The following is a 24,061-nucleotide window of genomic DNA, read 5'->3' on the forward strand; positions in this document are numbered from 1 at the left end:
CTATACATTTGCATATCAGCATATTAGAATCTTTTTTGAACTTTTTTGATTATCCGGGCAACTCTTTTTCCACACTACACGTCTATATAAATAGAGCGCAAATATGAATCCCTTGAAGATCATAACTCTTTATAAGAACGAAAAGCTGTTAATCAGCAAGGCTGCTTCCGGAAACAGCCAGTCTCAGCGCCTAATCTACGAGCATTATGCTCCTAAGATGCTGAGTGTTTGCAGACAGTATATCCGGGATCTGCAGTTTGCAGAAGACGTGATGGTACAGGGATTTGTAAAGGTATTCCGAAACCTTAAGAATTTCCGGAATGAAGGAAGTTTTGAAGGTTGGATCAGGCGAATCATGATCCGGGAGGCCATTGATCACCTCAGGAAAAGACAGTTTGTGGTCTTTGATGAGGAAGTGATGGAAAACCACCCACCCGAAAGGGCAGATGTATCCACTTCTCTGGAGGTGGAAGAAATCCAGGCGGTTATTGACTCCCTTCCCGAAGGCTACAGGATGGTTTTTGTCCTGTATGCGATAGAAGGATACAAACATCAGGAAATCGCTGAAATGCTGGAGATTACTGAAAGTACCTCCAAATCGCAATTGTATAAGGCGAGGAAAGTTTTACAGGAAAAATTGGCAGCACAAAACCGATTAGGCTATGGCACCAGATAAGTTTGAAAAGTACATTAAGGAAAAAATGCAGCAGCGGGAAATAACCCCTTCTGAAGAGGCCTGGAGTAAGATCGCAGGACAGCTGCCCCAGGAAGAAAAGCGCAGAAAACCTGTAATATGGTACAGTATCGCTGCAAGCTTCGTGGGCATCGTCATTTTAGGGTTATATCTAAGCCGGTCTCCGAAACCAGATTTGGATTCCCCTGTACAGATTGTAGCTACCGAAGTACAGGAAGCAGATAAGGATTCAGAAGCCGAAGAGGTACCGTCCGGCAACAAATGGCCTGAAACGGAACAAACAGAAACCCTTGCAGAAACAATGCCTGCTCAGGAGGCTGCTGAGAAAGAGGGGCAAAGCCAATTAAAGGCTATTCCAAATTCAATGGAGCAGGAATTGGCAGTTTTGGAATCATCAGAATTTGTAAAAGATGAAAGCATGCCTGTAGGGGAAATCAATAATACGGAAGAGCTGATCATTGAGGCTAAAATTACGGAGGTGATTGCCGAGGTACGACTGCTGGAATTGAACAGTGATGCCCTTACCGAGGCAGAAGTAGATTCCCTGTTGAGGAATGCTCAGGATGAATTATTGAGGGAAAAGATTTTTAAAACTGATCGAAACGTAGATGCAATGGCCTTGCTGAACGAAGTTGAGAATGAACTCGACCGGTCCTTCCGGGACCAGATATTTGATCGTCTGAAATCCGGATTTAATAAAGTTAGGACAGCAGTAGCAGACCGGAACAACTAAACCATATCCTATTTATATAGCTTAAAACAAGTCGCCCTGATATAGGGGTGCAGGAGGAGTATATTCATCAATCATCTAAAATCAATACCATTATGAGAACAATTGCAAAACAAATTTTAATTGCCATTCTTCTTTTGGCAGGATTGGCAACCTCTGCCCAGGAAACCTATCAGGAAAAGGTAGCCAAGCTCGAAAAGCAGAAGGAACAGATCACCCTGCAGGAAAAAGAAGCGTTGAAAGAGGAGGTCAAAACCATCACTACCCGGCTGGAACGAGGTGAGATCACCGAAGAGAAGGCTCGTGAACTGAAGGAAGAAGCCGCCAGGAAAAGAGCGCTGAATATTGAAGACCGGCTGGCCATTATTGATAACAGAATTGCCCTTTTAAACCGGAATAAAGGAGAGGTGCTCGAAGCGAGGAAGGAAATCTCCATAATTGAAGACGGGGTTGGCCTCACAATCAATGTTGGGGATGAGGAACTGAAGTTGTTCCAGAATAATAGCAAAGTTCCGGTTTACGACAGAAGGACCTATTCTGATTTTGTCCTGGCAGTAGGTTTTAACAATGCCCTGATCGACGGGCAGTCACTTAGTGATTCACCCTACAAGGTAGGAGGTAGCCGTTTCCTGGAATTTGGATGGAACTGGCGGACCAGAGTCTTCAGGAACTCTAACTTCCTGAGATTCAATTATGGTTTCTCTTTTCAATTCAATGGGTTAAAACCCAAGGATAACCAGTATTTTGTAGAGAATGGGAACCAGACAGAGCTTCAGGAGTTCGCCTTTGAGCTTAACAAATCGAAGCTGCGGGTGGATAACCTGGTTTTTCCAGTGCACTTTGAATTCGGTCCTTCCAAGGTGAAACGAACGGATCAGAAGATCCGCTATTCAATAGATAATCAATTCCGATTCGGTATTGGGGGGTATGGTGGATTTAACATTGGTGTGCGCCAAAAACTTAAATACAGGATTGATGGTTCCCGCGTAAAGGACAAACTCAAACGGGACTACAATGTAAATAACCTGGTGTATGGGTTAAGTGCCTATGCAGGTGTAGGAGGTACTTTATTGTACATCAAGTACGATCTGAATCCCATATTCGAAGATGCAGTGGTAGAGCAACGCAATATTTCACTTGGACTCCGATTCGATTTGTAAGTTTAGCTTTTTAATTTCAATTGCCTTTTCCATGGAACCATATCAACTTCGGTTTCAAAGGAAGGGGCAATTTTGGTTTAACGCAGTTGTTCTTCTACGGCTCGCTTCATTTCCGAACTAAAGTCTTCCTTATAAAAACCCCTTTTGCAGTGTGAACATTCTGCTACTAAGCTAGTGCCCAGGCGGTAAACCGGAATCCAGAAAATATGGATAAAGTTTGGGGTGCTGCTAGCAGTAAGCTGTCCTTTGTTTCCACAATGAGGGCAACTTACCCCGGTCAGAGCAGCTGTTCTTGTTTTTCCCGGTCTTGTGCCAAAAAACAGTATCATGGATTTTGCTTTGTTGCTACTCCTAATTTACACAATCGGGATAATATTGCAGCCAAAGCTTTTACAAAGTGTGGCTATTTTTTACCTTTAACCGTTACAGATTTATTTCAATTGATTTCAAGATCGACTATAGACCAGGTATATGAAACCGCCCGTGTAGAGGAGGTGATTGGCGATTTTGTGCAACTGAAAAAGTCTGGTTCAAACTTCAAAGGGCTTAGCCCGTTTACAGACGAGCGTACCCCAAGTTTCATGGTCTCCCCGGTTAAGCAGATCTGGAAAGATTTCAGCAGTGGCAAAGGAGGTAATGTAGTAGCATTCCTAATGGAACACGAGCATTTTACCTATCCCGAAGCTATCCGCTACCTGGCTAAAAAGTACCAGATAGAAATTGAAGAAACCCAGCAAACTGATGAGCAAAAGGAAAAGGCTAATGAGCGGGAGAGTATGTACCTGGTCTCTGAATATGCTCAGGAATTCTTTTCTAAAAAGCTCTGGGAATCAGAGACTGGTAAAGCCATTGCCCTGAGCTATTTCAAGGAAAGGGGATTTAACGAAGAGACTATCCGGCATTTTGGACTCGGATACAGCCCGGATCAGTGGGATGCATTTACTAAAGCAGCCCTTGCCAAAGGTTATCAATTGGATTACCTGGAAAAAACGGGTTTAACCATTGTCAAAGAAGACCCGTCCCAACCCGATAGCAAGAAAACCTTTGACCGGTTTAAAGGCCGGGTAATGTTCCCCATTCATTCCATGAGCGGCAGGGTACTTGGATTTGGAGGCCGCATCCTTGCCAATAATGTCAAAGCGGCTAAATACCTGAACTCCCCGGAGAGCGATATTTATCATAAAAGCAAGGTACTCTATGGGATCCATTTCGCTAAACAGGCCATTGCCAAAGAGGATAATTGCTACCTGGTTGAGGGGTATACCGATGTTATTCAGATGTACCAGAGGGGCATCCACAATGTGGTGGCATCCAGTGGTACTGCCCTTACCCCGGAACAGATTCGCCTGATCAACCGGCTGACCCAGAATATCACAGTTCTTTTTGATGGTGATCCCGCCGGGCTCCGGGCTTCCCTTAGAGGAATAGACCTTATCCTGGAGCAGGGGATGAATGTGAAGGTTTGCCTCTTTCCTGAAGGTGAAGATCCGGATAGTTTTGCCAAAGCCAATAGCTATGAAGAGGTAATCCTGTACCTCGAATCCAATGCCCGGGATTTTATACAGTTTAAGACCTCCCTGCTTGCTGAAGATGCGGCGCGAGATCCAGTAAAACGGGCAGAAACCATACGGGATATCGTTAACAGTATCGCCAAAATACCGGATCGGATCAAGAAAGAGGTGTATATACAGGAGTGTGCACGCATTATGAATATTTCAGAGGCGGTGCTTTTCAATACCCTGGCCCAGGTAGACAAAAAGAATTACGGGGAGGCCCTGAGACAACTCAAGCAGCAAAAATCTTTTGCGGTTGTCAAGAACAATGAGCTGCAGGAAAAGGTCAATGTGCAGTTTGAACTGGAAAAGAAAATCATTGAAATGCTGCTCCTCTATGGGAATCAGGAACAGGAATTTGAAGACCTTATTTTGAAGGAAAATGCCGCCGGGGATTTAGAGTTGCAACCGGAACAAGCGGTATCCAAGGTTTATGAGAAGGTATATCTGGATTTACAGGAGGACGAGATTGAGCTTACCCATGAGGAATTCAGGAAGATATACTACCGCCTTATGGAAGAGCTCAGCAAGGATGATCAGTTTTCCCTGAACACCTTTCTGTCATACCTTGATAAGGACCTTTTGGAGGCTGTGTCATCTATTTTGATGGACGAGGAGAAATACGAGCTGCATCATTGGGAGCGCAAGGATATCTATCCCAAGGAAAAAGAGAACACCATTGCCCAGCTGGTAAGCGAAACCATCCTTACCCTGCGCTGTTATCTCATTAAAAGGAGGATAGAGGTTTTGCAGCAAAACACAGAATCAGAGAACACTGATAACCGGGAGGTCCTGGAGGAAATCATGAATTATTTGCAGCTGAACAAATTGCTGAACACCAAATTGAACCGGGTTCTCTCCTGACTTTCTGCCAATAAAAAACCCGGCCTTTTAGCCGGGTTTTTAAAATTAAGAATTCCACTAATACAACTCAAGTGCCTTTGCCTGCTGTAGCAAATCTACCAGATTGTCTACATTCAGTTTTTTCATGAGGCGAGCCTTGTAGGTGCTTACTGTCTTTTCGTTGAGGTTGAGTCCCTGTGCCACCTCTTTGTTTCGTTTTCCGCTGGCCAGCATTTTGAGTACTTCAACCTCCCGGGTAGATAACTTCCTGAAGAACCTTCTTGGTTTTTGAGTGCCTTCATCAAAAGCCAGGCGCTGTGCAAGTTCATTGGTGATAAACATCTTTCCTTCATTCACCTTTTTTAGTGCGGCAACTATATAATCCAAATCGGCTGTTTTGGAAAGATAGCCAAAGGCGCCAGCCCTAATAGTGCTGAGTGCATAGACATCTTCAGATTGTCCGCTGTAGATGAGCACTTTTACTTCTGGAAATTCTTGTTTAATCTTTCGGATGGTTGCAATACCGTTAATTTCCGGGATATCCAGCTCTAACAAAACTACATCCGGAGTAGATTTTTTGAGTGATTGGAACAACTCTGAGGTTGTTCCCACATCATCAATGAGTTCAAAATCCGCTGCAGTGCTAAGTACGTTGCGGATTCCCAGACGAACTATGGGGTGGTTATCCGCAATAACAACTTTGATCATTTTTTAGGTTGATTTCTAGATTTCGTCTTATAAAGTGGGACTAGGGCTTCCGTGAAATATAAGATTAAATCTCAAATTAGTTAAACAAAATTGGCTAAATTTTGCTGATATATCCCAATTTTTCCTACAATATTCGAGGTAAAAGCCTGATTAATAGGTGAGAGGTCATTTTAGCCCCTCAGGAATCTCACAAACGGGTATAGGCAGCATTTTATGCTTGTTCATGTGGTTATAACTCACATAGATATCAAAAACTTCGCGCTCTCTGCCTTCGAAGTCGGCAGCTACCTTCCCCTGATCTTTCATTTTCATAGCCCATTCCAGCTCCGGATAGGAAGCCCCAATCTGGTCTTCATCTGTGCGGTTGTCGCCCCAAAGACCATCTGTGGGTGGAGCCGTCATAATAGATTCTATAATGCCAAGATAAGCCCCTACCTCATAGACTTCTGTCTTGAGCAGGTCTGCTATGGGGCTCAGGTCTACACCCCCGTCACCATACTTGGTGTAAAAGCCAATTCCGAAGTCTTCCACCTTGTTTCCGGTGCCAGCCACCAGGTATTTCTTTAAAGCTGCAAAATAATAGAGGGTTGTCATACGCAGACGAGCCCTGGTGTTAGCCAGGGACATGAAGCGCTCCTCTTCGTCTGCAACGGGAGGCATGGCTGAAACGAAACTGTCGAAAATGGGGGTCAGGTTCACTGGTTGCCTGCTTACATTTGGGAAGTGTTCCTGAAGCCAGTTGATATGATCATTGGCCCGGTCTACCTGATTTTTGCCCTGGTGAATAGGCATCTCCACACAAAGCAGGGTCAATCCTGTTTTTGCACATAGCGTTGAAGTCACGGCGGAATCAATACCTCCTGACACACCAATTACAAAACCCCCGATGCCGGCATTATCTGCATAATCCTTTAACCAGTTAACAATATGATCAACTACTTTTTCCGTTTGCATACTTCTCTCTATTAATAATGAATGCCTTAAATTTGCCCTCGTAAAAATAGGGCTGGTGGGCCGAAAATGGAAATGAAGCGTCAAATACTTGTTAACCTTGTGAGCGTCTTGTGTTTAATCACACTGATGACCACGATTTTGAGCTGTAAAGAAGGTGCTGAAATACCTGATGCCATTACTTCCTTAGAAGTTGACCTTGAAGTGAGCCGTTTTGATAGGGCATTTGCAAATGCTACACCAGAGACTCTGGATGGCCTCAAGGCAGACTACCCCTATCTTTTCCCACCGCAATATGCAGACAGTGTATGGTACCTCAAACTTCAGGATACTTTGCAGCAGTCGTTACTCGATGAAATAGATCAGGCATTTGGCGATTTCGGCGAAGAGAAAACGGACCTGGATTTACTTTTCAAACATATACGGTACTACTTCCCCGATCAACCCCTTCCAAAAATTGTTACTGTTTCATCAGATGTGGATTACAATAACAGGGTAATCCTTGCAGATACATTGCTGTTACTTGGATTGGACAACTACCTTGGAATGGAACATCGTTTCTACAGCGGTATAGATCGGTATATTGCAGCGGGATTTGACAAAAAGTATCTGGCAGCTGATGTAGCGGCGGCCTTTGCTAAAAAAGTTATCCCGCCTCCTTCAGACCGGACTTTTCTGGCTCAAATGATCTATTATGGCAAAGAGTTGTATCTCAAGGACCAGCTTTTGCCGCTTGTTCTGGATGAAGATCTAATCGGCTACACTGAGTTGCAATATGAATGGTCACAGGCAAATGAAGAACAAATCTGGCGCTACTTTGTAGAGCGGGAATTGTTGTTTAGTACCGACCGAAAACTGGGTCCCCGTTTTCTCGATCCCGCGCCCTTTTCCAAATTCAGGCTGATGCTGGATAATGAGTCTCCTGGTCGGATTGGGCGGTATATGGGCTGGCAGATAGTGAATGCCTTTGCCCGCAATAGAGATGTTTCATTAAAAGAATTGCTCAAAACCCCCGAGAAGACCATTTTTGAGCAGGCAAACTATAAACCTAAAAAATAGTCATGAGCAAGTTGCATACCTCAAAAATTATTTTGGAAGTTTCCCTGGATGAAAACCGGGTTCCGGAATCTTTGAATTGGACCGCCGATGATGGAGGAATACACAATGAGGAAGCCAAGGCTATGCTGCTGTCGGTATGGGATAGCAAAAACAAGGAATCTCTGAAAATTGACCTCTGGACCAAGGACATGCCTGTTGATGAAATGAAGATCTTTTTTCACCAGACCCTGGTAGCCATGTCCGATACCTTTATGAAAGCCACCCAGGATGAGAAAATGACGGCTACCATGAAGGATTTCTGCGAGTATTTTGCAGATAAACTTGAATTAAGAGGGTAAACCCCCTAGCGATACAGTTTTTCGTAATACTCCGTTGCCATTCGGGCACTGGTGAATTGAGGAACTACCCCTTCAATTCCATTAAATACGATCTCAGACCAGTTCCCTGGTTTGTCGTAATAGATGGGCATTACTTTATCTTCCAGTATCTTGTACAAATTCTGACTGTCTTTGTAATCCTGTTCACCATGAGGTAAATTGTGGTCCAGGGCCGGTAACACGAAGCCATTTTTTCCATTCCTTATAAATTCTGGAATCCACCCGTCTCGTGTAGACAGGTTCACGGACCCGTTCATAGCAGCAGTCATGCCGCTGGTCCCGGACGCTTCTCTGGTGATTCGCGGGGTATTCAACCATATATCGGAACCTTCCTTGAGCAACCTGGACAATGCAATTTCATATCCGGTAAGCACCGCGAGGTTCGCCTTGTGCCTCGTGTAATGGACCAGTCGATTGAAAATGCCAATTGCTCCGTGGTCCCCGGGATAAGGTTTTCCTGCCCAAATAATCTGAACGGGATAGCTGCTGTTGGAAATGATTTGTTCAAATCGCTGCAGATCATACAGCAGCAAATCTGCCCGCTTGTATTCCGCAAAGCGCCGCGCCCAGACTATGGTAAGAGCCCTGGGATCAAATATCTTTCCGGTTTGGTTGAGCACCTCACCGAACAATTCCTCTTTGAGTTCCAGTTTGCGTTTTCTGAACGCAACGGGGTTGTTCTTCTTCCAGGCCTGCCCGAGTTTGGAATCCTGCCAGAACCCCTGATGCTGACTATTGGTTATAGGAATTACCCCGGCAATACCGGATACTCCTTCATACATATGCCTGGCAACTTTTGAATGCAGTTTGGAAACGGCATTGGCCCTTTTTACCATGCGAAGGGCTGCAATGGTATAATTGAGCTGGTTACCGGAAACAGTTTCCCGTTCCAGCTCATCATCATTGAGCCTGCGCTCGAAAAACCCGAAGTCATTCAGCATAGGGCCAAAACGCTCTTCATGTCCGCCTTTCTCCGGGGTATGCGTGGTAAACACCATCTGTTCCTTGCTAACACCCCGGTTTCGCAGGTAGTAGAATGCAGGCAGTGCATGGCCTTCGTTAAGATGGTAAATATCCGCACCACCCAGAATTTCCACGAGCTTTGCCCCTCCCACACCGAGAATGATGCTCTGGGCAATCCGGGTTTCGTCATTGGGGTCGTATAACCTGTTTGTGATAGTACGGGACAAATGGTCATTGCCATCAACATCAGTAGTGAGCAGATAAATAGGGGCTGTGTTAAAAATTTCAGGTTTTAAAACCAGGACACCCACCTTGACAGCGTGATTGTTCCTGATCCTTACCTGTAGCTCTATACCTGTATCTTCCAGGTAGCAATAATTCTTTTCAATAAAGGCGGGAAGGAGGGTCTGGTCCGGATTCCGGTATTGATCGTAATATCCGTACTTCCACAACATGCCTATCCCAATAAGGTTTTGCTTGAGGTCATGGGCGGCTTTCATGTGAGAGCCCGCCAAAAAACCGAGTCCCCCGGAATAGATCTTTAATCCCTGGTCAATTCCAAATTCCATACTGAAGTAGGCTACTTTTTTCTGGAATTTCTGTGAAGGTTTATATGGATGGTGCCATTTGGCATATTTGCTGGTCATAGGAAATTTCTTGTTTTTGATTAGCGTTTGTAAAACCTGCCTTACAGTATTTTCAAGACAGGTCATAAAATACCTGGCGAATATAGTAAAATATGAAACTTGGAAAGGGGGTGCACTATATTGGTTGCCCTTTATTTTTAGGTTAAGAGGCTTTAGGTGTTGTGCAGACTATTGTACCGTATCTTTGGCGTAAATAAATCCAAAAAGGCAATGGGAAAAGAAGCGATCAGGGAACTGTTTTTTATTTACAATGCCGACTCCGGTTTGAAGAATGCAATCCTGGACGGGGCACATAAGGTATTGAGCCCGGCTACCTATGAATGCAATCTTTGCCAACTTACACACGGTGCCTTTTTTGAAAGGAAGGTTTGGAAGGATTTCAGGCAGCGGCATGAATTCCCGATGAGATTTTTGCACAAAGATGAATTTGTAAAGGGATACGCTTCCAAATTCGGACATAAATTTACATATCCAATCGTGCTGGGCGGAACGAATTCCGGACTTGAAGTGGTGATAGGCACCGGGGAACTCAATGAGCTTTCCGAAACCGAAGCACTGATTAAGCTGCTGGAAGAACGTATTTAATCAATTTTTGTTTAGAGGGATTATTTGTGAAAACTCCTGTTAATGGAATCGATATAATCCAGTAATTCTTCCCGTCCAATTCCTTTGCTGGATGAGGTAATAAAGTGGGGGGGCGCTTCCTCCCAGATGCTACTGGTTAAAGTGTCCAGGTACGATTGCACCTGTTTTTCTATGGCGTTGGGCTTCAATTTATCTGCCTTGGTAAAAACAATGGCAAACGGAATGGCGTTTTCACCCAGCCACTGCATGAATTCCAGATCAATTTTTTGTGGTTCATGACGGATGTCAATCAGGACAAAGGCACTTACCAGCTGCTTCCTTTTAAGGAAGTAATCCGTGATATATTTCTGGAAGATTTTCTTATCCTTTTTGGAAACCCGGGCATAGCCATATCCGGGAAGGTCAACCAGAAACCAGTTGTTGTTTATCTTGAAATGGTTGATCAGCTGCGTTTTGCCGGGCCGCCCGGAGGTTTTGGCCAGGCCTTTCCGTTGAGTCAGCGAATTGATCAGGGAGGATTTGCCTACATTGGACCTGCCAATAAATGCGTATTCCGGAAGAGGTTCATTGGGGCATTGCTCCACTCTGGAATTGCTGATTATAAAATCGGCAGATTTGATCTTCATGCTTAAGCCTTTTTACCCGTGTGGGCATTCCATTATAAGGTTGGGTTAGAATTGTCTCTTCTCCAACCAGGAATCGAGGATAATATTGAATTCCTCCGGATGCTCCATCATGGGGGCATGACCGCATTTCTCGATCCAGTATAAATCGGAGTCCGGAAGCAATTCATGGAACTCCTCAGCAACGTTGGGAGGGGTTACCGTATCGTTTTTACCCCATATAATGCAGGTAGGTGTCTGCATGTGGGGAAGGTCTTTGGACATGTTGTGCCTGATGGCGCTTTTGGCAATGGCAAGTGTTTTAACTAGCTTCATGCGGTCGTTTACCGTTGCGTACACCTCATCGACGATCTCTTTGGTAGCTACTGCGGGATCGTAGAATACATCCTGTGCTTTTTTCTTGATAAACTCGTAATCCCCGCGTTTGGGGTAACCATCGCCCATGGCACTCTCGTAAAGGCCAGAACTCCCGGTGATAACAAGGGCTTTGACCATTTCGGGATAAAGCTTGGTATGCAATAGTCCAATATGACCCCCAAGCGAATTACCCAGCAGAATAACGTCTTTCAAACCCTTGTATTCAATGAATTTTTCAAGGAATTTGGCAAAGTTCTTTACGTTGGTCTTTATGGTGGGCATTTCGTAAATGGGAAGCTCAGGGACAAGGACCTGATAACCCTTTTTAGGGAAAAAATCAGTCACCCCATGGAAATTACTCAAACCTCCCATAAGGCCGTGAAGGATAATCATGGGTTTGCCTTCTCCAACTTCAATATACCGGAATTTACCTTCGGTAATAATGTCCTCTTCCATGCAGAGTGCCTTGTTCTGTTAGTTGGCAAATATAGGCATTTCCCCATTATAGCACTATTTTTGGGACAACCAATAAAGCCGCGGTCCTGCTGTCCCTTTTGCCATTCTTTCCCTGGTGCGGGATGCGTGGCAAATGGACATTTCTTTCCATCTCAGTACCCCTTACGGGATATATGTCACCTAAATTTATCAACAAAGTGGTAATTTGTGGTAAATTGTGGTAATAATTTCTATATATTTGAGTTTAAATAATTAACCAAACCGGTTTCCGTGATCAGTTTCATAGGGACATACGATTGTAAAGCCGATGCCAAAGGGAGGGTAATGATACCTGTTACCCTGAAGAATCAAATGGCGCCGCTCCTCGCTCAGGGCTTTGTGCTCAAGCGTTCCGTATTCCATCCCTGCCTCGAATTGTACCCCATGGAAGAATGGAATCTGCTCATGCAGAAAATGAACAAAAAGAACCGGTTCAGGAAAAAAAACAACGATTTCATCAGGCGTTTTTCAGCCGGGGTAAAACCGGTGGAAATCGATTCCACAGGCAGACTGCTGATCCCCAAAAACCTGGTAGAGGTTGCAGGCATCAAAAAGGAGGTGGTTCTGAGTTCTGCCATTAACATCATAGAAATCTGGGACAAAGAGAGCTATGAACAGGTGCTTGATGAAACTGCTGAGAATTTTGCAGAACTGGCAGAAGAGGTGATGGGTGAAGATGGAGAGGACCTATCATAACCCCGTACTGCTTAAGGAGTCTGTTGACGGACTCAGCATTAAGGAAGACGGTATATACGTAGATGTGACGTTCGGGGGTGGGGGACATTCCCGTGAGATACTGAACCAACTGGGAGAAAAAGGGCAACTCATTGCATTTGATCAGGATGAGGATGCTCTTCAAAATACAATTGATGACAGCCGGTTTCGACTGATAAACGAAAATTTCCGGTACATCAGGCAGTTTTTAAAGTTCTATGGCATACTAAAGGTTGACGGGATTCTGGCCGATTTCGGAGTTTCCTCACATCAGTTCGATCAGGCTGAACGCGGTTTTTCAACCCGTTTTGAGGCCGATCTCGATATGCGGATGAGCAAAAAGAATGAGCTTTCCGCCTTTGAGGTGGTCAACACCTATTCACAGCAGGATCTGGCTACGGTATTATTTCGCTACGGAGAACTGAAACGCTCTCGGGAGATGGCCGCTGCCCTTGTTGAGGAACGGAATCGAAAACCCATAAAGACCACGGCAGAACTAAAGACAGTTCTGCAACGATTCCTGCCCAGGCATAGGGAACAGAAAATTCTGGCCCAGGTCTATCAGGCAATACGGATAGAGGTCAATGAGGAAATCAAGGTGATCGAGGAGTTTCTGATGCAGACTCCGGACTTGCTGGAAAAGGGCGGTCGATTGTCCATAATCAGCTACCATTCACTTGAAGACCGGTTGGTAAAGCGCTTTATCCGAGAGGGTAAGTTTGAAGGGGAGGCCGAAAAGGATTTTTATGGTCGTACTAAGGTCCCCTTTAAGAAAGTAGGAAAGCTGGTCGTACCGTCTGCCGAAGAAATAGCTAAGAACAGCAGGGCCAGAAGTGCCAGGCTGAGAATTGCAGAACGCATTTAAGAATACGAGTTAAGTAACACGAGATATGAAAAAGGGAATTGTGGATTTATTGAAGGGCAAGTTTTTGGTGAGTGGAGACGCTCCCAAGAACTGGCTTTTTATTATTTACGCTTCTTTCCTGGCTACCATTATGATTGCCTCTGCCCACAGTGCCGATCGTAAAGTGCACCGCCTGGCCGCCCTCAATGAAGAAGTGCGCGAGCTCAGGAGTGAATTTGTGGATATGCGATCGGACGTGCAACGACTGAAACTGGAATCTACAGTTAGAGAGGCTGTGGTTCAGGACAGTCTGTTCCCCTCTGAGACTCCTCCAAAGAAAATCAAAGTAAAAGCCTCCGCAGACTAAAATGGCGATCACCCCTAAAAATATCATGACCCGACTCTATATCGTGGCTGCCTGTCTCTTTTTCTTTGCGGTTGCAGTAGTGTTCAAGCTTGTCAGTATCCAAATGGTGCAGGGTGAAAAATACAAGGCTCTGGCAATGAAGCGCACGGAAAAAATGTTCACCATTGCGCCAAATCGGGGTAATCTTTATTCCGATGACGGTAGTCTTTTAGCCACCTCAGTAGCCAAGTACACTATCCGGTTCGATGCAGTTACCGTTAGCCAGCATGATTTTGAGTCCCTGGTGCAGCCCTTATCCGAGGCCTTAGGGAATCACTTTGGAAGGCAGCCCTCCTATTACGAAAACCGGTTTCGCGAAGCGAGGGCAAATAAAAACCGCTATATGCTGGTGGCGCGAAACATAGAATATTCTGATTACCTCAAGGTGAAGTCGTTCCCACTTTTTAATAAAGGTCCTTACAAAGGAGGGCTGATTGTTGAACAACGTACCGTGCGCGAACACCCCCTGGGAAAAATTGCAGAGCGCAGTGTTGGCTATGAACGTTTTGATGAAAATGGCTATGCTACTCGTGTAGGCCTGGAAGGGGCATTTGGCAATTACCTAAGAGGAATAGAAGGTAAAAGGCTAAAGCAGAAAATAGCAAAAGGACAGTGGAAACCTATTGGTCTGGACAATATCGTGGAGCCTAAGGATGGCTACGACGTTATTTCTACCATTAATATCAATATACAGGACATTGCTCACCATGCCCTGCTCACCCAGCTGGAAAAGTACAGAGCCGAACACGGTTGTGTAATCGTAATGGAAACGCAGACTGGTGAGATCAAGGCGATATCCAACCTGGGCAGGACTTCTGATGGCAAGTACTACGAACGCCTCAATTACGCCATAGGGGAATCCCATGAACCTGGTTCTACCTTTAAACTGATGTCTCTGGTTGCTGCTCTGGAAGACGGCAAGGTAGACACCAGCACTGTCATTGATACGGAAAGGGGAAGGTGGCGCATTTACGACAGGACGGTCCGCGATTCCAAGCACGGAGGATACGGGAAAATATCGGTGGGAAGGGCATTCGAGGTTTCTTCCAATACGGCATTTGCCAAAATAATCCATGAAAATTACAAGGACGAGCCAGGCCGGTTTGTAAATCACTTAATGAACATGGGACTGAATCAGGAGTTGAACATGCCCATAAAAGGAGAGGGCAAGCCTGTAATTCGTTTCCCTGGAGATAAAGGCTGGTCCGGAGTCTCCCTTGCATGGATGTCTCACGGTTACGAAGTATCCCTGACACCATTGCAGACCCTCGCATTTTACAACGCCATTGCCAACGGCGGAGAGTTGTTGCGTCCCAGGCTGATAAAGGAGGTAAGAGAATGGAACAAGACCATACAACGATTTGACAAAAAGGTGATCAACCCTTCCATATGCTCTGAGGAAACCATAAAACAGGTTCAACAGCTTATGAAAAACGTTGTGGAAAAAGAACACGGAACGGGTCACCGCCTGTACTCCCCTAATTTTTCTATGGCCGGCAAAACAGGTACTGCTCAGAAAAACTATGTGGAGAGGGATCCGGATAAACTAGCTTACATCTCCACATTTGCCGGTTACTTCCCGGCAGAAAATCCCAAATATTCCTGCATTGTTGTAATTCACGAACCGGATAAAAGTGTGGGCTATTACGGGGCCGATGTATCCGGGCCTGTTTTCAAATCCATTGCGCAGAAAATCTATGCGAATAACCCGGTGATTGATGAGGTGGAGGACCTGCGATTTGAAAACAGCGAACTTGAGACAGACTATCAGCGCTATTTCGCAGAAGCGCAAAAGGATCACGAGTTTGTGCCTGATGTAAAAGGGATGAGTGGCATGGATGCCATTTCGATCCTGGAGAACCTTGGCCTGGAAGTAGAAGTGAAAGGAAATGGAAAGGTGAAAAAACAATCCATATCAAAAGGAACCGCCTTGAAAAAGGTTAAAAAAATTGTTCTGGAACTCTCATGAAGCTATTGAAAGACATACTTTTTGGGGTGCGTATTGCTGCGGTGAGCGGTACTACCAATATCCGCTTCAATGCCCTTCATTTTGATTCCAGGGGGGTTGGTCTTGATGATGTCTTTGTGGCCATACGTGGAACTGTTACAGATGGACATAAGTATATCGCCAGGGCCATTGAGCAGGGATGCAAGACGGTAATATGCGAGGAATTCCCAGAACAACTGGTTAATGAGGTTACCTATGTTCAGGTAGACGACAGTCAGGCAGCACTTGCCATCATGGCGGCCAATTACTATGAAAACCCCTCCCGAAATCTAAAGTTGATAGGGGTCACCGGCACCAATGGAAAGACCACGGTAACCAGTTTGTTATATCAGCTGTTCAAGAAAGCAGGTTTTAAAGTTGGGTTGATATCTACCATAAAGATAATGGTAGACGAACAGGAATATCCAACCCGACATACCACGCCAGACCCATTAGTCATCAACAAGCATCTTCAAATGATGAATGAGACCGGGGTTGAATTTTGCTTTATGGAAGTCAGCTCTCACGGTATAGCCCAGAAACGATCACTGGGCTTGTATTTTGAAGGGGCCATATTTACCAATTTGTCCCATGACCACCTGGATTACCACAGGACTTTTGCAGAATACCGGGACACAAAGAAGAAGCTCTTCGACGGGCTTTCGGCAAAGGCTTTTGCGCTTACCAATCTGGACGACAAAAACGGGCTTTACATGTTGCAGAACTGTAAGGCGAGAAAATATACCTATGCCCTGAAGAGTTTTGGGGATTACCGGGCACAGATCCTGGAAAACCAATTTAACGGGCAATTACTTAAAATAGAAGACAATGAACTGTGGACGAAGCTTATCGGCCACTTCAATGCCTACAATATTCTGGCAATTTATGCTGCAGCCGACCTTTTGGGGTTAGAAAAACTGGAAATCCTAAGACTTTTAAGCGAGTTGGAAAATGTGGATGGAAGATTTCAGTATTTCATTTCGAAGCAACGAATAACCGCGATAGTTGATTATGCCCATACGCCGGACGCCTTAAAAAATGTATTGAATACCATCAATACATTGAGGACTGGAAATGAAAACGTCATCACCGTAGTGGGGTGTGGTGGTGATCGTGACAAGTCTAAGCGTCCGGTAATGGGTCATATCGCCTCTGAGCTGAGCAGCAAGGCCATTTTTACTTCAGACAATCCCCGTTCTGAATCTCCCATTGTAATTATTGAAGAGATGGAAGCTGGAGTGGAGCCACAGAATACCAAAAAAATATTGTCCATTGAAAATCGGCGACAAGCCATTAAAACTGCCTGTCAACTGGCTAATGAAAATGATATAATCCTGGTTGCAGGCAAAGGCCATGAGACCTACCAGGAAACCAATGGAAAGCGAGAAGATTTTGATGATTTCAAAATTGTCAGGGAAACCCTGGAAGCACTGAATAAATGAATGAATTGACTAGCGCATGCTGTACTATTTGTTTGAATACCTAGAGCAAGAATACCAGTTCCCCGGAGCTTCCCTGTTTCAGTTCCTGACATTCAGGGCTGCGATGGCGGTTCTGTTGTCCCTTGTTTTGGCTACTGTATATGGCAAGCGAATCATCCGTTTGCTGGAAAGGAAGCAAATAGGCGAGACCGTCCGGGATCTGGGATTGGAAGGACAGAAGCAGAAAGCCGGAACACCAACCATGGGCGGGTTAATAATCATATTCTCAACGCTCATTCCCGTATTGTTGTTTGCCGATCTCGAGAATATTTATGTAATCCTGCTTATTGTTACCACAATCTGGATGGGAATCATTGGCTTTATAGATGACTACATCAAGATCTTCAGGAAAAACAAAGAGGGCCTGAAAGGACGGTTTAAAATCCTGGGGCAGGTAGTACTGGGGCTTATGGTAGGGGCTACCCTTTACTTCCATCCCGAGGTAACCATGAAGGAGAAAAGCCAGACGGTCATTACCCGGGATTACCAGGTGGAAGCGGTTGAAGGACAGGAGATCAAGTCAACCAAGACTAATATCCCCTTCTTTAAGAACAACGAACTCGATTACAGTATGCTGGTCTCCTGGATTGGTGAAGGGGCCGAAAAATACGCCTGGTTGATCTTCATCCCCATTGTGATTTTTATAGTAACAGCAGTTTCCAACGGGGCAAATCTGACAGACGGTATAGATGGGCTCGCTGCGGGGACTTCGGCCATAATAGTACTAACCCTTGGCATTTTTGCATGGGTTTCAGGTAACATAATTTTTTCGGACTACCTGGATATTTTCTTTATCCCAAGGGCGGGTGAGCTTGTAATTTTCATTGCAGCCTTCGTAGGTGCCCTGGTAGGTTTCCTCTGGTATAATGCCTATCCGGCCCAGGTTTTTATGGGCGATACGGGCAGCCTAACCATTGGGGGTGTTATCGCAGTAATAGCCCTGATCGTAAGGAAGGAATTGTTGATTCCGCTCTTATGTGGAATCTTCTTTGCTGAGTCCCTTTCTGTTATGATACAGGTAAGCTATTTCAAGTATACGAAAAGAAAGTTCGGGGAGGGAAAAAGGATCTTCCTTATGTCTCCCCTGCACCATCATTACCAGAAGAAAGGATATCACGAAAGCAAGATTGTCACCCGTTTCTGGATTACCGGAATCCTGCTGGCGATAATTACCATCGTGACACTTAAAGTTCGGTAAGATGCAACGGTTGGTCATACTTGGTGGAGGAGAAAGTGGAGTGGGTACGGCCATACTGGGTAAGAAAAAAGGATATGAAATCTTCCTCTCTGATGCGGGGAAGTTAAAGGATAAATACAAAGACGTTCTTGTACATCTTGGGATTGATTGGGAAGAAGGTGGACACACTGAAGACCGGATTCTGGAGGCCGATATCGTAATGAAAAGCCCGGGGATTCCGGATACTGTGCCCATGGTTCGTAAACTGGTTCAACGGGGCATACCTGTGATCTCAGAAATTGAATTTGCCTCCCGTTATACCGACGCTTTTATTATTGGCATTACAGGGAGCAACGGGAAGACCACAACAACCATGCTTACCCACCATATTTTAAAGAATGGTGGCTTGCACGTGGGCATGGCCGGCAACATTGGCGATAGCTTTGCCCAGATGGTTGCTGAAAATGAGTACGATTATTATGTGCTTGAAATCAGCAGTTTTCAACTGGATGGCATCCAGAATTTTAAGCCGGATATCGCCGTGATTACCAATATCACACCAGACCATCTGGACCGGTATGATTATAAGTTTGAAAATTATATCGCCTCCAAATTCCGCATAGCCATGAATCAGTCAGCCGGGGATTTATTCCTGTATGACCTGGACGACCCCGTGGTAACCCAATGGCTGGGCGAACATCCCATCAAACCCAAAACCTATCCCTTTTCACTGGATCAACAGCCGGAAATGGGAGCTTGTATCAGGAACCAGAACATATTGATTAGGACGCCTAATAACACTATTGAAATGAGAACAAACGCCTTAGCACTTGCAGGTAAGCACAATTTGAAAAATACCATGGCTGCGGCCACGGTGGCCAGCCTTGTTGGTATCAGAAAAGAGACAATACGCAATAGCGTAGAGAATTTCCAGGGGGCTCCTCATCGATTGGAAAAAGTACTTAAAATACATCACGTCCAGTATATCAATGATTCCAAGGCTACCAATGTAAACGCCACCTATTACGCCCTGGAAAGTATGACCACCCCAACGGTGTGGCTGGTGGGAGGCGTGGATAAAGGCAATGATTACCAGTCCCTTTTGCCTCTGGTCAGGGAGAAGGTTAAGGCCATAATCTGCATTGGTATGGATAACAGCAAGATCAAGGAAACTTTTGGCAATGTAGTAGACCTGCTCGTTGAAACCTATGCCATGTCCGAAGCGGTAAAGGTTGCTTACAAAATAGCAGAGCGTGGGGACACTGTATTGCTTTCTCCGGCCTGTGCAAGTTTTGACCTCTTCAAGAATTACGAAGACCGCGGAAATCAGTTTAAAGAAGCGATTAAAAACCTGTAGCACTTGAAAAAGATTGTCCGACATATAGGAGGAGATAAGGCAATTTGGGGTATAGTGGCCCTGCTTGCCCTGTTTTCTTTTTTGCCGGTTTACAGTGCCAGTAGCAACCTGGTATACGTAGTGGGCAATGGGACCACTATTGGCCATCTGGTGAAGCACGGCATGTTGCTTGTGCTTGGCTTTGGGATAATCTATGGTATCCACAAGATACCTACTCATTTCTTTAAGGGGCTTTCTATAATTGCCCTTCCCCTGGTCCTGGTATTACTGGTTTTTACCCTGGCTCAGGGTACTACTATTGATGGAGCCAACGCCAGCCGGTGGATCCGCATCCCCTTTGTTGGGATTACCTTCCAGACCTCAAACCTGGCTGCCGTAGTCCTGATGATCTATATTGCCCGCTACCTGGCCAAGATCCGTGAAAAGAAGATCAGCTTTAAGGAAAGCATTTTGCCGCTTTGGCTGCCCGTTTGCCTGATTATTGTACTGATCCTGCCTGCCAATTTCTCAACAGCAGCCATACTGTTTTTCATGGTGCTGGTCCTATGCTTCCTGGGAGGATACCCGTTAAAGTACCTCGCGAGCATGACTGGTATTGGACTTTTGTTCCTAACCCTTTTTGTGCTAACTGCCAAGGCTCTGCCTGATCTGTTCCCTAACAGGGTGGACACCTGGATGAGCAGGATAGAGAGTTTCTGGGATCCCAATGACACAGAAGGGGATTATCAGATTGAAAAAGCAAAAATAGCCATTGCCAGTGGAGGCATAGTGGGGAATGGCGCTGGTAAGAGTGTGATGAAGAATTTTTTGCCCCAGAGTTCATCGGATTTCATCTATGCCATAATTATTGAAGAATACGGACTGGTTGGAGGGCTGTTCCTGATGTTTATCTATTTGTTGCTGCTGTTTCGAATTATAGTAGTGGCAAATTCGAATGAATCTGTGTTTGGCAAACTCCTCGTAGTGGGGGTGGGGTTACCCATTGTATTCCAGGCACTGATCAATATGGCCGTGGCCGTTGAGCTGTTCCCGGTAACAGGACAAACACTCCCCCTGATCAGTAGTGGGGGAACCTCAATATGGATGACTTGTTTGGCCATAGGTGTGGTACTAAGTGCCAGTAACAGGGCTAACCAGCGGTATGAGACTGAAAAGCTTGAAGCTGATGAAACCAACCCTTTAGAGATTCTGAGTGGACAGCTATAGGTTTATAATCTCGGGGGGAGGAACAGGAGGGCATATATATCCGGCAATTGCCATTGCCAATGCGCTTAAGGAACGGTATCCTAAAGCAGAATTTTTGTTCGTGGGGGCAAAGGACCGGATGGAAATGGAAAAAGTACCCCAGGCGGGTTACAAGATAAAAGGACTATGGATAAGTGGATTGCAGCGAAAGCTGACCCTGAAGAATCTGCTTTTTCCGATAAAACTGATTAGTAGTTTGATTGCAGCTGGGAAAATAGTACGCCAATTTAAACCCGATCTGGTTGTGGGTACTGGTGGCTTTGCCAGTGGACCCCTTTTACGGGTAGCCTCGAAGCGAGGTATTCCCTGCGTACTCCAGGAACAGAATTCCTTCGCCGGCCTTACCAACAAATTACTCGCCTCCCGGGCAGCGCGTATTTGCGTGGCCTACGACAATATGGAGCGATATTTCCCAAAGGACAAGCTGGTCAAGACTGGCAACCCGGTAAGGGATAACATTTTGGATGCCAGCACATCCCGTGAAGATGCGGTTACCTTTTTTGGACTGAATCCGAAGAAAAAAACGCTACTGGTTTTAGGGGGTAGCCTGGGATCCAAACGCATAAACGAACTGGTGCTTTCTCAGCTTCCCCTTTTTGAGGAAATGGATATACAGCTCCTCTGGCAATGCGGGAAGGGGTACTTTGATCAATATGAAAGACATTCCAACCCCGCCGTTAAGGTCCTGGATTTTGTAAATCGAATGGATCTGGCGTATGCCGCAGCCGATCTGATTATTTCACGTGCTGGGGCTAGTTCGGTATCGGAGCTTTGTGTCGTTGGTAAGCCAGTGATATTTATCCCATCGCCCAATGTGGCCGAAGATCATCAGACCAAGAATGCCATGGCACTGGTTACTGAATCGGCCGCGAAGATGATCAAAGAGGAAGAGCTCGAAGATAAATTTCCGCATATTTTCACAGCCCTGATCGGTTCTGTGGAAGAAAGGGAATTACTGGCAAAGAATATAAAAAGACTGGCTCTCCCGGGAGCTACCGAGGATATAGTAGAGGTAATTAGCACCTTATTGAAGAATTGATGGATATTAAGGCCGTACACAGGGTATATTTTCTGGGAATAGGAGGCATTGGCATGTCGGCCCTGGCAAGGTATTTCCACCATTTAGGGAAAGCAGTGGCCGGTTACGACAAGACCCGGACACCGCTTACACAGGAATTGGAAGGAATGGGGATAGCGGTTGCCTACGAAGACCATTTGGATGCCATACCCCCGGCTTATCACCATAAAGAGGGAACCCTGGTGGTGTATACCCCTGCCGTTCCTGAAGACCATTCCGGTATCCGTTTTTACCGGGAAGCAGGGTTTGAAATGTACAAACGTGCAAAGGTGCTGGGGATGATTACCCGGGACACCTTTTGTTTTGCGGTGGCAGGAACACATGGGAAGACCACTACTTCCTGTATCCTGGCGCACCTTTTGGATGCCAGTGGCACCCAGATTACCGCCTTTTTAGGGGGCATCTCCGAGGATTTCAACAGTAATTTCCTCATGAAAGGCCCGGATTATACTGTGGTAGAGGCGGATGAGTTTGACCGTTCCTTTTTACACCTGTCCCCGGATATTGCCTGTATAACCTCCATGGATGCCGACCATCTGGATATCTATGGTGATCATGAGCAGTTAAAGCAGTCGTTTCGGGAATTTGCAGCGAAACTGAAACCTAAAGGAACCTTATTTGTAAACAACGGACTGCCCATAAACGGGCTTACCTACGGTATTGATGACAACTCGGACTATTGCGCTTTGAACGTCAGGGTAGATAATGGCACCTATATATTTGACCTGAAAACCCCGGAATCCCATATGCAGGGTATACGTTTTAATAAGCCGGGTCGTCATAACCTGTTGAACGGTGTTGCGGCCATGTCTATGGCGCTGAAAGCTGGCTCGTCACCAGACAAATTGGTTGAGGCCATGGGTACCTTCAAAGGTGTGCAGCGAAGATTCTCCTATGCGATAAAGCAGGAAGGTTTGGTCTTTATAGACGATTATGCCCACCACCCAACAGAAATCAACGCGGTTTATGAAGCGGTACAGGAAATGCACCCCAACAAAAGGACCACAGTTTTATTCCAGCCGCACCTGTATTCAAGGACCCGCGATTTTGGAGATGCTTTTGCCCGAAGCCTGGAAAAATTTGATCGGATCTTGCTTTTGGATATCTATCCTGCAAGGGAAAAACCTATTCCCGGGATTACATCCGAATGGTTGCTGGAAAAGATCAATAACCCTAATAAAAAACGAATAAAAAAAGACGAAATAATCCCCGAAATCACAGCACATTCTCCCGAGGTATTTATAACCCTTGGAGCAGGAGATATCGGGCTGGAGATCAATGGTATAAAAAAACAATTGGCACATGCGATTTAATTGGAATTATCTGAAATTATTCTTGTTAATAGTCTGTATTACAGGACTTTATTCCTTCTCTGATTATCGATCCAATCAGAAAAAAATCAATGGGATAAGCCTGGAATTTGTTAGCGAAAACAATTTGTTCCTCAGCAAGGACGTCGTTAATAAATTGTTAATACAAAATTATGGGAGTCTAAAAAACGTCCCCAAAGAAGACATAGTTTTGAATACTATAGAAAAGGTCATCGAGACCAATGATATGGTGAAAAATGCCCAAGTATATCTTACTATTAATGGTGAACTTAAATCTAAAATTGCACAAAGGCAGCCAATTGGACGCATCGGGGGATTAACCCAATTTTATCTGGATGAGGATGGCAAAAAAATGCCACTCTCCAGGAATTACTCTGCGCGTGTTCCGATCATTACGGGTAAAATAACTGGCAAGAGCCTGGAAGATGTTTATGTCATCCTGCAATTTGTAAACGATGATGATTTCCTTAGGAAGAACATCATCGGGATTCATATTGATGACGAGGAGAAATACCAGCTCAGGTTCAGGGTAGAGAACTTTGTGGTAAACCTGGGGGATGTAAATGATCTGGAAGAGAAATTCAGCAATTTCAAGGCCTTTTACGCCAAGGCGATGAAAGACCAGACGCTGGACAATTATAAGATAGTGAGCTTAGAATTTGATAACCAAGTGGTATGCACCAAAATTTAGAAAAC

24 protein-coding genes are annotated in these 24,061 nt (G+C 45.2%); 18 read left to right on the forward strand and 6 right to left on the reverse strand.

Annotated features, from left to right (window positions below):
* Nucleotides 1–112 precede the first annotated feature (112 nt).
* The 3 genes from OO016_RS06015 (at nt 113) to OO016_RS06025 (ending at nt 2,584) form a co-directional block, all read left to right on the forward strand.
* Nucleotides 113–676, forward strand: coding sequence for an RNA polymerase sigma factor (locus OO016_RS06015; RefSeq protein WP_266011972.1), 564 nt, complete (start codon nt 113–115; stop codon nt 674–676).
* The gene (locus tag OO016_RS06020) at nt 663–1,427 is read left to right on the forward strand and encodes a hypothetical protein (protein WP_266011620.1); all 765 of its coding nucleotides are present in this window, start codon (nt 663–665) and stop codon (nt 1,425–1,427) included. The genes OO016_RS06015 and OO016_RS06020 overlap by 14 nt, the downstream gene beginning before the upstream one ends.
* Nucleotides 1,428–1,519: 92 nt before the next feature.
* On the forward strand, nt 1,520–2,584 hold the full coding sequence (locus OO016_RS06025; RefSeq protein ID WP_266011622.1) for a hypothetical protein: 1,065 nt from the start codon (nt 1,520–1,522) through the stop codon (nt 2,582–2,584).
* Between the two features lie 77 nt (nt 2,585–2,661).
* Here OO016_RS06025 and OO016_RS06030 read toward each other — a convergent pair whose 3' ends face one another.
* A complete protein-coding gene (locus OO016_RS06030; RefSeq protein ID WP_266011624.1) occupies nt 2,662–2,913 on the reverse strand; it encodes a zinc-ribbon domain-containing protein in 252 nt (83 codons plus the stop codon).
* A gap of 111 nt (nt 2,914–3,024) precedes the next feature.
* Between OO016_RS06030 and dnaG the strand changes: the two genes are divergently transcribed.
* On the forward strand, nt 3,025–5,001 hold the full coding sequence (gene dnaG / locus OO016_RS06035; RefSeq protein ID WP_266011626.1) for a DNA primase: 1,977 nt from the start codon (nt 3,025–3,027) through the stop codon (nt 4,999–5,001).
* A gap of 57 nt (nt 5,002–5,058) precedes the next feature.
* Here dnaG and OO016_RS06040 read toward each other — a convergent pair whose 3' ends face one another.
* Together OO016_RS06040 and nadE are read right to left on the reverse strand one after the other, a co-directional pair.
* On the reverse strand, nt 5,059–5,688 hold the full coding sequence (locus OO016_RS06040; RefSeq protein WP_266011628.1) for a response regulator: 630 nt from the start codon (nt 5,686–5,688) through the stop codon (nt 5,059–5,061).
* Nucleotides 5,689–5,853: 165 nt separating this feature from the next.
* Nucleotides 5,854–6,642 carry an NAD(+) synthase gene (gene nadE / locus OO016_RS06045; protein ID WP_266011630.1) on the reverse strand — a complete coding sequence of 263 codons (789 nt, stop codon included), beginning with the start codon at nt 6,640–6,642 and terminating at the stop codon, nt 5,854–5,856.
* A 126-nt stretch (nt 6,643–6,768) separates the two neighbouring features.
* Here nadE and gldB point away from each other — a divergent pair, with 126 nt between their 5' ends.
* Complete coding sequence (gene gldB / locus OO016_RS06050) at nt 6,769–7,698, forward strand: gliding motility lipoprotein GldB (RefSeq protein ID WP_266011631.1); 930 nt, start codon at nt 6,769–6,771, stop codon at nt 7,696–7,698.
* Between the two features lie 2 nt (nt 7,699–7,700).
* Nucleotides 7,701–8,036 (forward strand): gliding motility protein GldC, encoded by a 336-nt coding sequence (gene gldC / locus OO016_RS06055; RefSeq protein ID WP_266011632.1) that lies wholly within the window; start codon nt 7,701–7,703, stop codon nt 8,034–8,036.
* Nucleotides 8,037–8,041: 5 nt separating this feature from the next.
* On the opposite strand, the gene glgP is transcribed toward gldC, so the two are convergent.
* Nucleotides 8,042–9,685: an alpha-glucan family phosphorylase gene (glgP, locus tag OO016_RS06060; RefSeq protein WP_266011633.1), complete on the reverse strand. Its 1,644-nt coding sequence runs from the start codon at nt 9,683–9,685 to the stop codon at nt 8,042–8,044.
* Between the two features lie 210 nt (nt 9,686–9,895).
* Between glgP and OO016_RS06065 the strand changes: the two genes are divergently transcribed.
* Entirely contained in the window at nt 9,896–10,270 is a 375-nt protein-coding gene (locus OO016_RS06065) for a GTPase (RefSeq protein ID WP_266011634.1), read from the forward strand.
* 20 nt (nt 10,271–10,290) lie between these two features.
* Here the strand turns inward: OO016_RS06065 and yihA are convergent, their stop codons facing one another.
* Nucleotides 10,291–10,896 carry a ribosome biogenesis GTP-binding protein YihA/YsxC gene (gene yihA / locus OO016_RS06070; RefSeq protein WP_266011635.1) on the reverse strand — a complete coding sequence of 202 codons (606 nt, stop codon included), beginning with the start codon at nt 10,894–10,896 and terminating at the stop codon, nt 10,291–10,293.
* A 45-nt stretch (nt 10,897–10,941) separates the two neighbouring features.
* On the reverse strand, nt 10,942–11,706 hold the full coding sequence (locus tag OO016_RS06075; protein ID WP_266011636.1) for an alpha/beta fold hydrolase: 765 nt from the start codon (nt 11,704–11,706) through the stop codon (nt 10,942–10,944).
* Nucleotides 11,707–11,976: 270 nt separating this feature from the next.
* On the opposite strand from OO016_RS06075, the gene mraZ reads away from it, so the two are divergent.
* The 11 genes from mraZ to OO016_RS06130 are packed head-to-tail and all read left to right on the forward strand — an operon-like array spanning nt 11,977 to nt 24,056.
* Nucleotides 11,977–12,441, forward strand: a complete 465-nt coding sequence (gene mraZ / locus OO016_RS06080; RefSeq protein ID WP_266011637.1) for a division/cell wall cluster transcriptional repressor MraZ — start codon at nt 11,977–11,979, stop codon at nt 12,439–12,441.
* A complete protein-coding gene (gene rsmH, locus OO016_RS06085; protein ID WP_266011638.1) occupies nt 12,422–13,324 on the forward strand; it encodes a 16S rRNA (cytosine(1402)-N(4))-methyltransferase RsmH in 903 nt (300 codons plus the stop codon). Before mraZ ends, rsmH begins: the two co-directional genes overlap by 20 nt.
* 25 nt (nt 13,325–13,349) lie before the next feature.
* Nucleotides 13,350–13,670: an FtsL-like putative cell division protein gene (locus tag OO016_RS06090; RefSeq protein ID WP_266011639.1), complete on the forward strand. Its 321-nt coding sequence runs from the start codon at nt 13,350–13,352 to the stop codon at nt 13,668–13,670.
* Nucleotide 13,671: 1 nt separating this feature from the next.
* On the forward strand, nt 13,672–15,678 hold the full coding sequence (locus OO016_RS06095; RefSeq protein WP_266011641.1) for a PASTA domain-containing penicillin-binding protein: 2,007 nt from the start codon (nt 13,672–13,674) through the stop codon (nt 15,676–15,678).
* Complete coding sequence (locus OO016_RS06100) at nt 15,675–17,138, forward strand: UDP-N-acetylmuramoyl-L-alanyl-D-glutamate--2,6-diaminopimelate ligase (protein ID WP_266011643.1); 1,464 nt, start codon at nt 15,675–15,677, stop codon at nt 17,136–17,138. Before OO016_RS06095 ends, OO016_RS06100 begins: the two co-directional genes overlap by 4 nt.
* Before the next feature lie 16 nt (nt 17,139–17,154).
* Nucleotides 17,155–18,375 (forward strand): phospho-N-acetylmuramoyl-pentapeptide-transferase, encoded by a 1,221-nt coding sequence (gene mraY / locus OO016_RS06105; protein WP_266011645.1) that lies wholly within the window; start codon nt 17,155–17,157, stop codon nt 18,373–18,375.
* 1 nt (nt 18,376) lies between these two features.
* Entirely contained in the window at nt 18,377–19,711 is a 1,335-nt protein-coding gene (murD, locus tag OO016_RS06110) for a UDP-N-acetylmuramoyl-L-alanine--D-glutamate ligase (protein ID WP_266011647.1), read from the forward strand.
* Between the two features lie 3 nt (nt 19,712–19,714).
* Complete coding sequence (locus OO016_RS06115) at nt 19,715–20,917, forward strand: FtsW/RodA/SpoVE family cell cycle protein (protein ID WP_266011649.1); 1,203 nt, start codon at nt 19,715–19,717, stop codon at nt 20,915–20,917.
* Nucleotides 20,904–21,995: an undecaprenyldiphospho-muramoylpentapeptide beta-N-acetylglucosaminyltransferase gene (murG, locus tag OO016_RS06120; protein WP_266011651.1), complete on the forward strand. Its 1,092-nt coding sequence runs from the start codon at nt 20,904–20,906 to the stop codon at nt 21,993–21,995. Before OO016_RS06115 ends, murG begins: the two co-directional genes overlap by 14 nt.
* Complete coding sequence (murC, locus tag OO016_RS06125; RefSeq protein ID WP_266011652.1) at nt 21,995–23,347, forward strand: UDP-N-acetylmuramate--L-alanine ligase; 1,353 nt, start codon at nt 21,995–21,997, stop codon at nt 23,345–23,347. The genes murG and murC overlap by 1 nt, the downstream gene beginning before the upstream one ends.
* Nucleotides 23,337–24,056, forward strand: a complete 720-nt coding sequence (locus tag OO016_RS06130; protein ID WP_266011653.1) for a cell division protein FtsQ/DivIB — start codon at nt 23,337–23,339, stop codon at nt 24,054–24,056. The genes murC and OO016_RS06130 overlap by 11 nt, the downstream gene beginning before the upstream one ends.
* Nucleotides 24,057–24,061: the final 5 nt, after the last annotated feature.

The sequence above is a fragment of the Lentiprolixibacter aurantiacus genome (assembly GCF_026241225.1).
Taxonomy (GTDB): domain Bacteria; phylum Bacteroidota; class Bacteroidia; order Flavobacteriales; family Flavobacteriaceae; genus Lentiprolixibacter; species Lentiprolixibacter aurantiacus.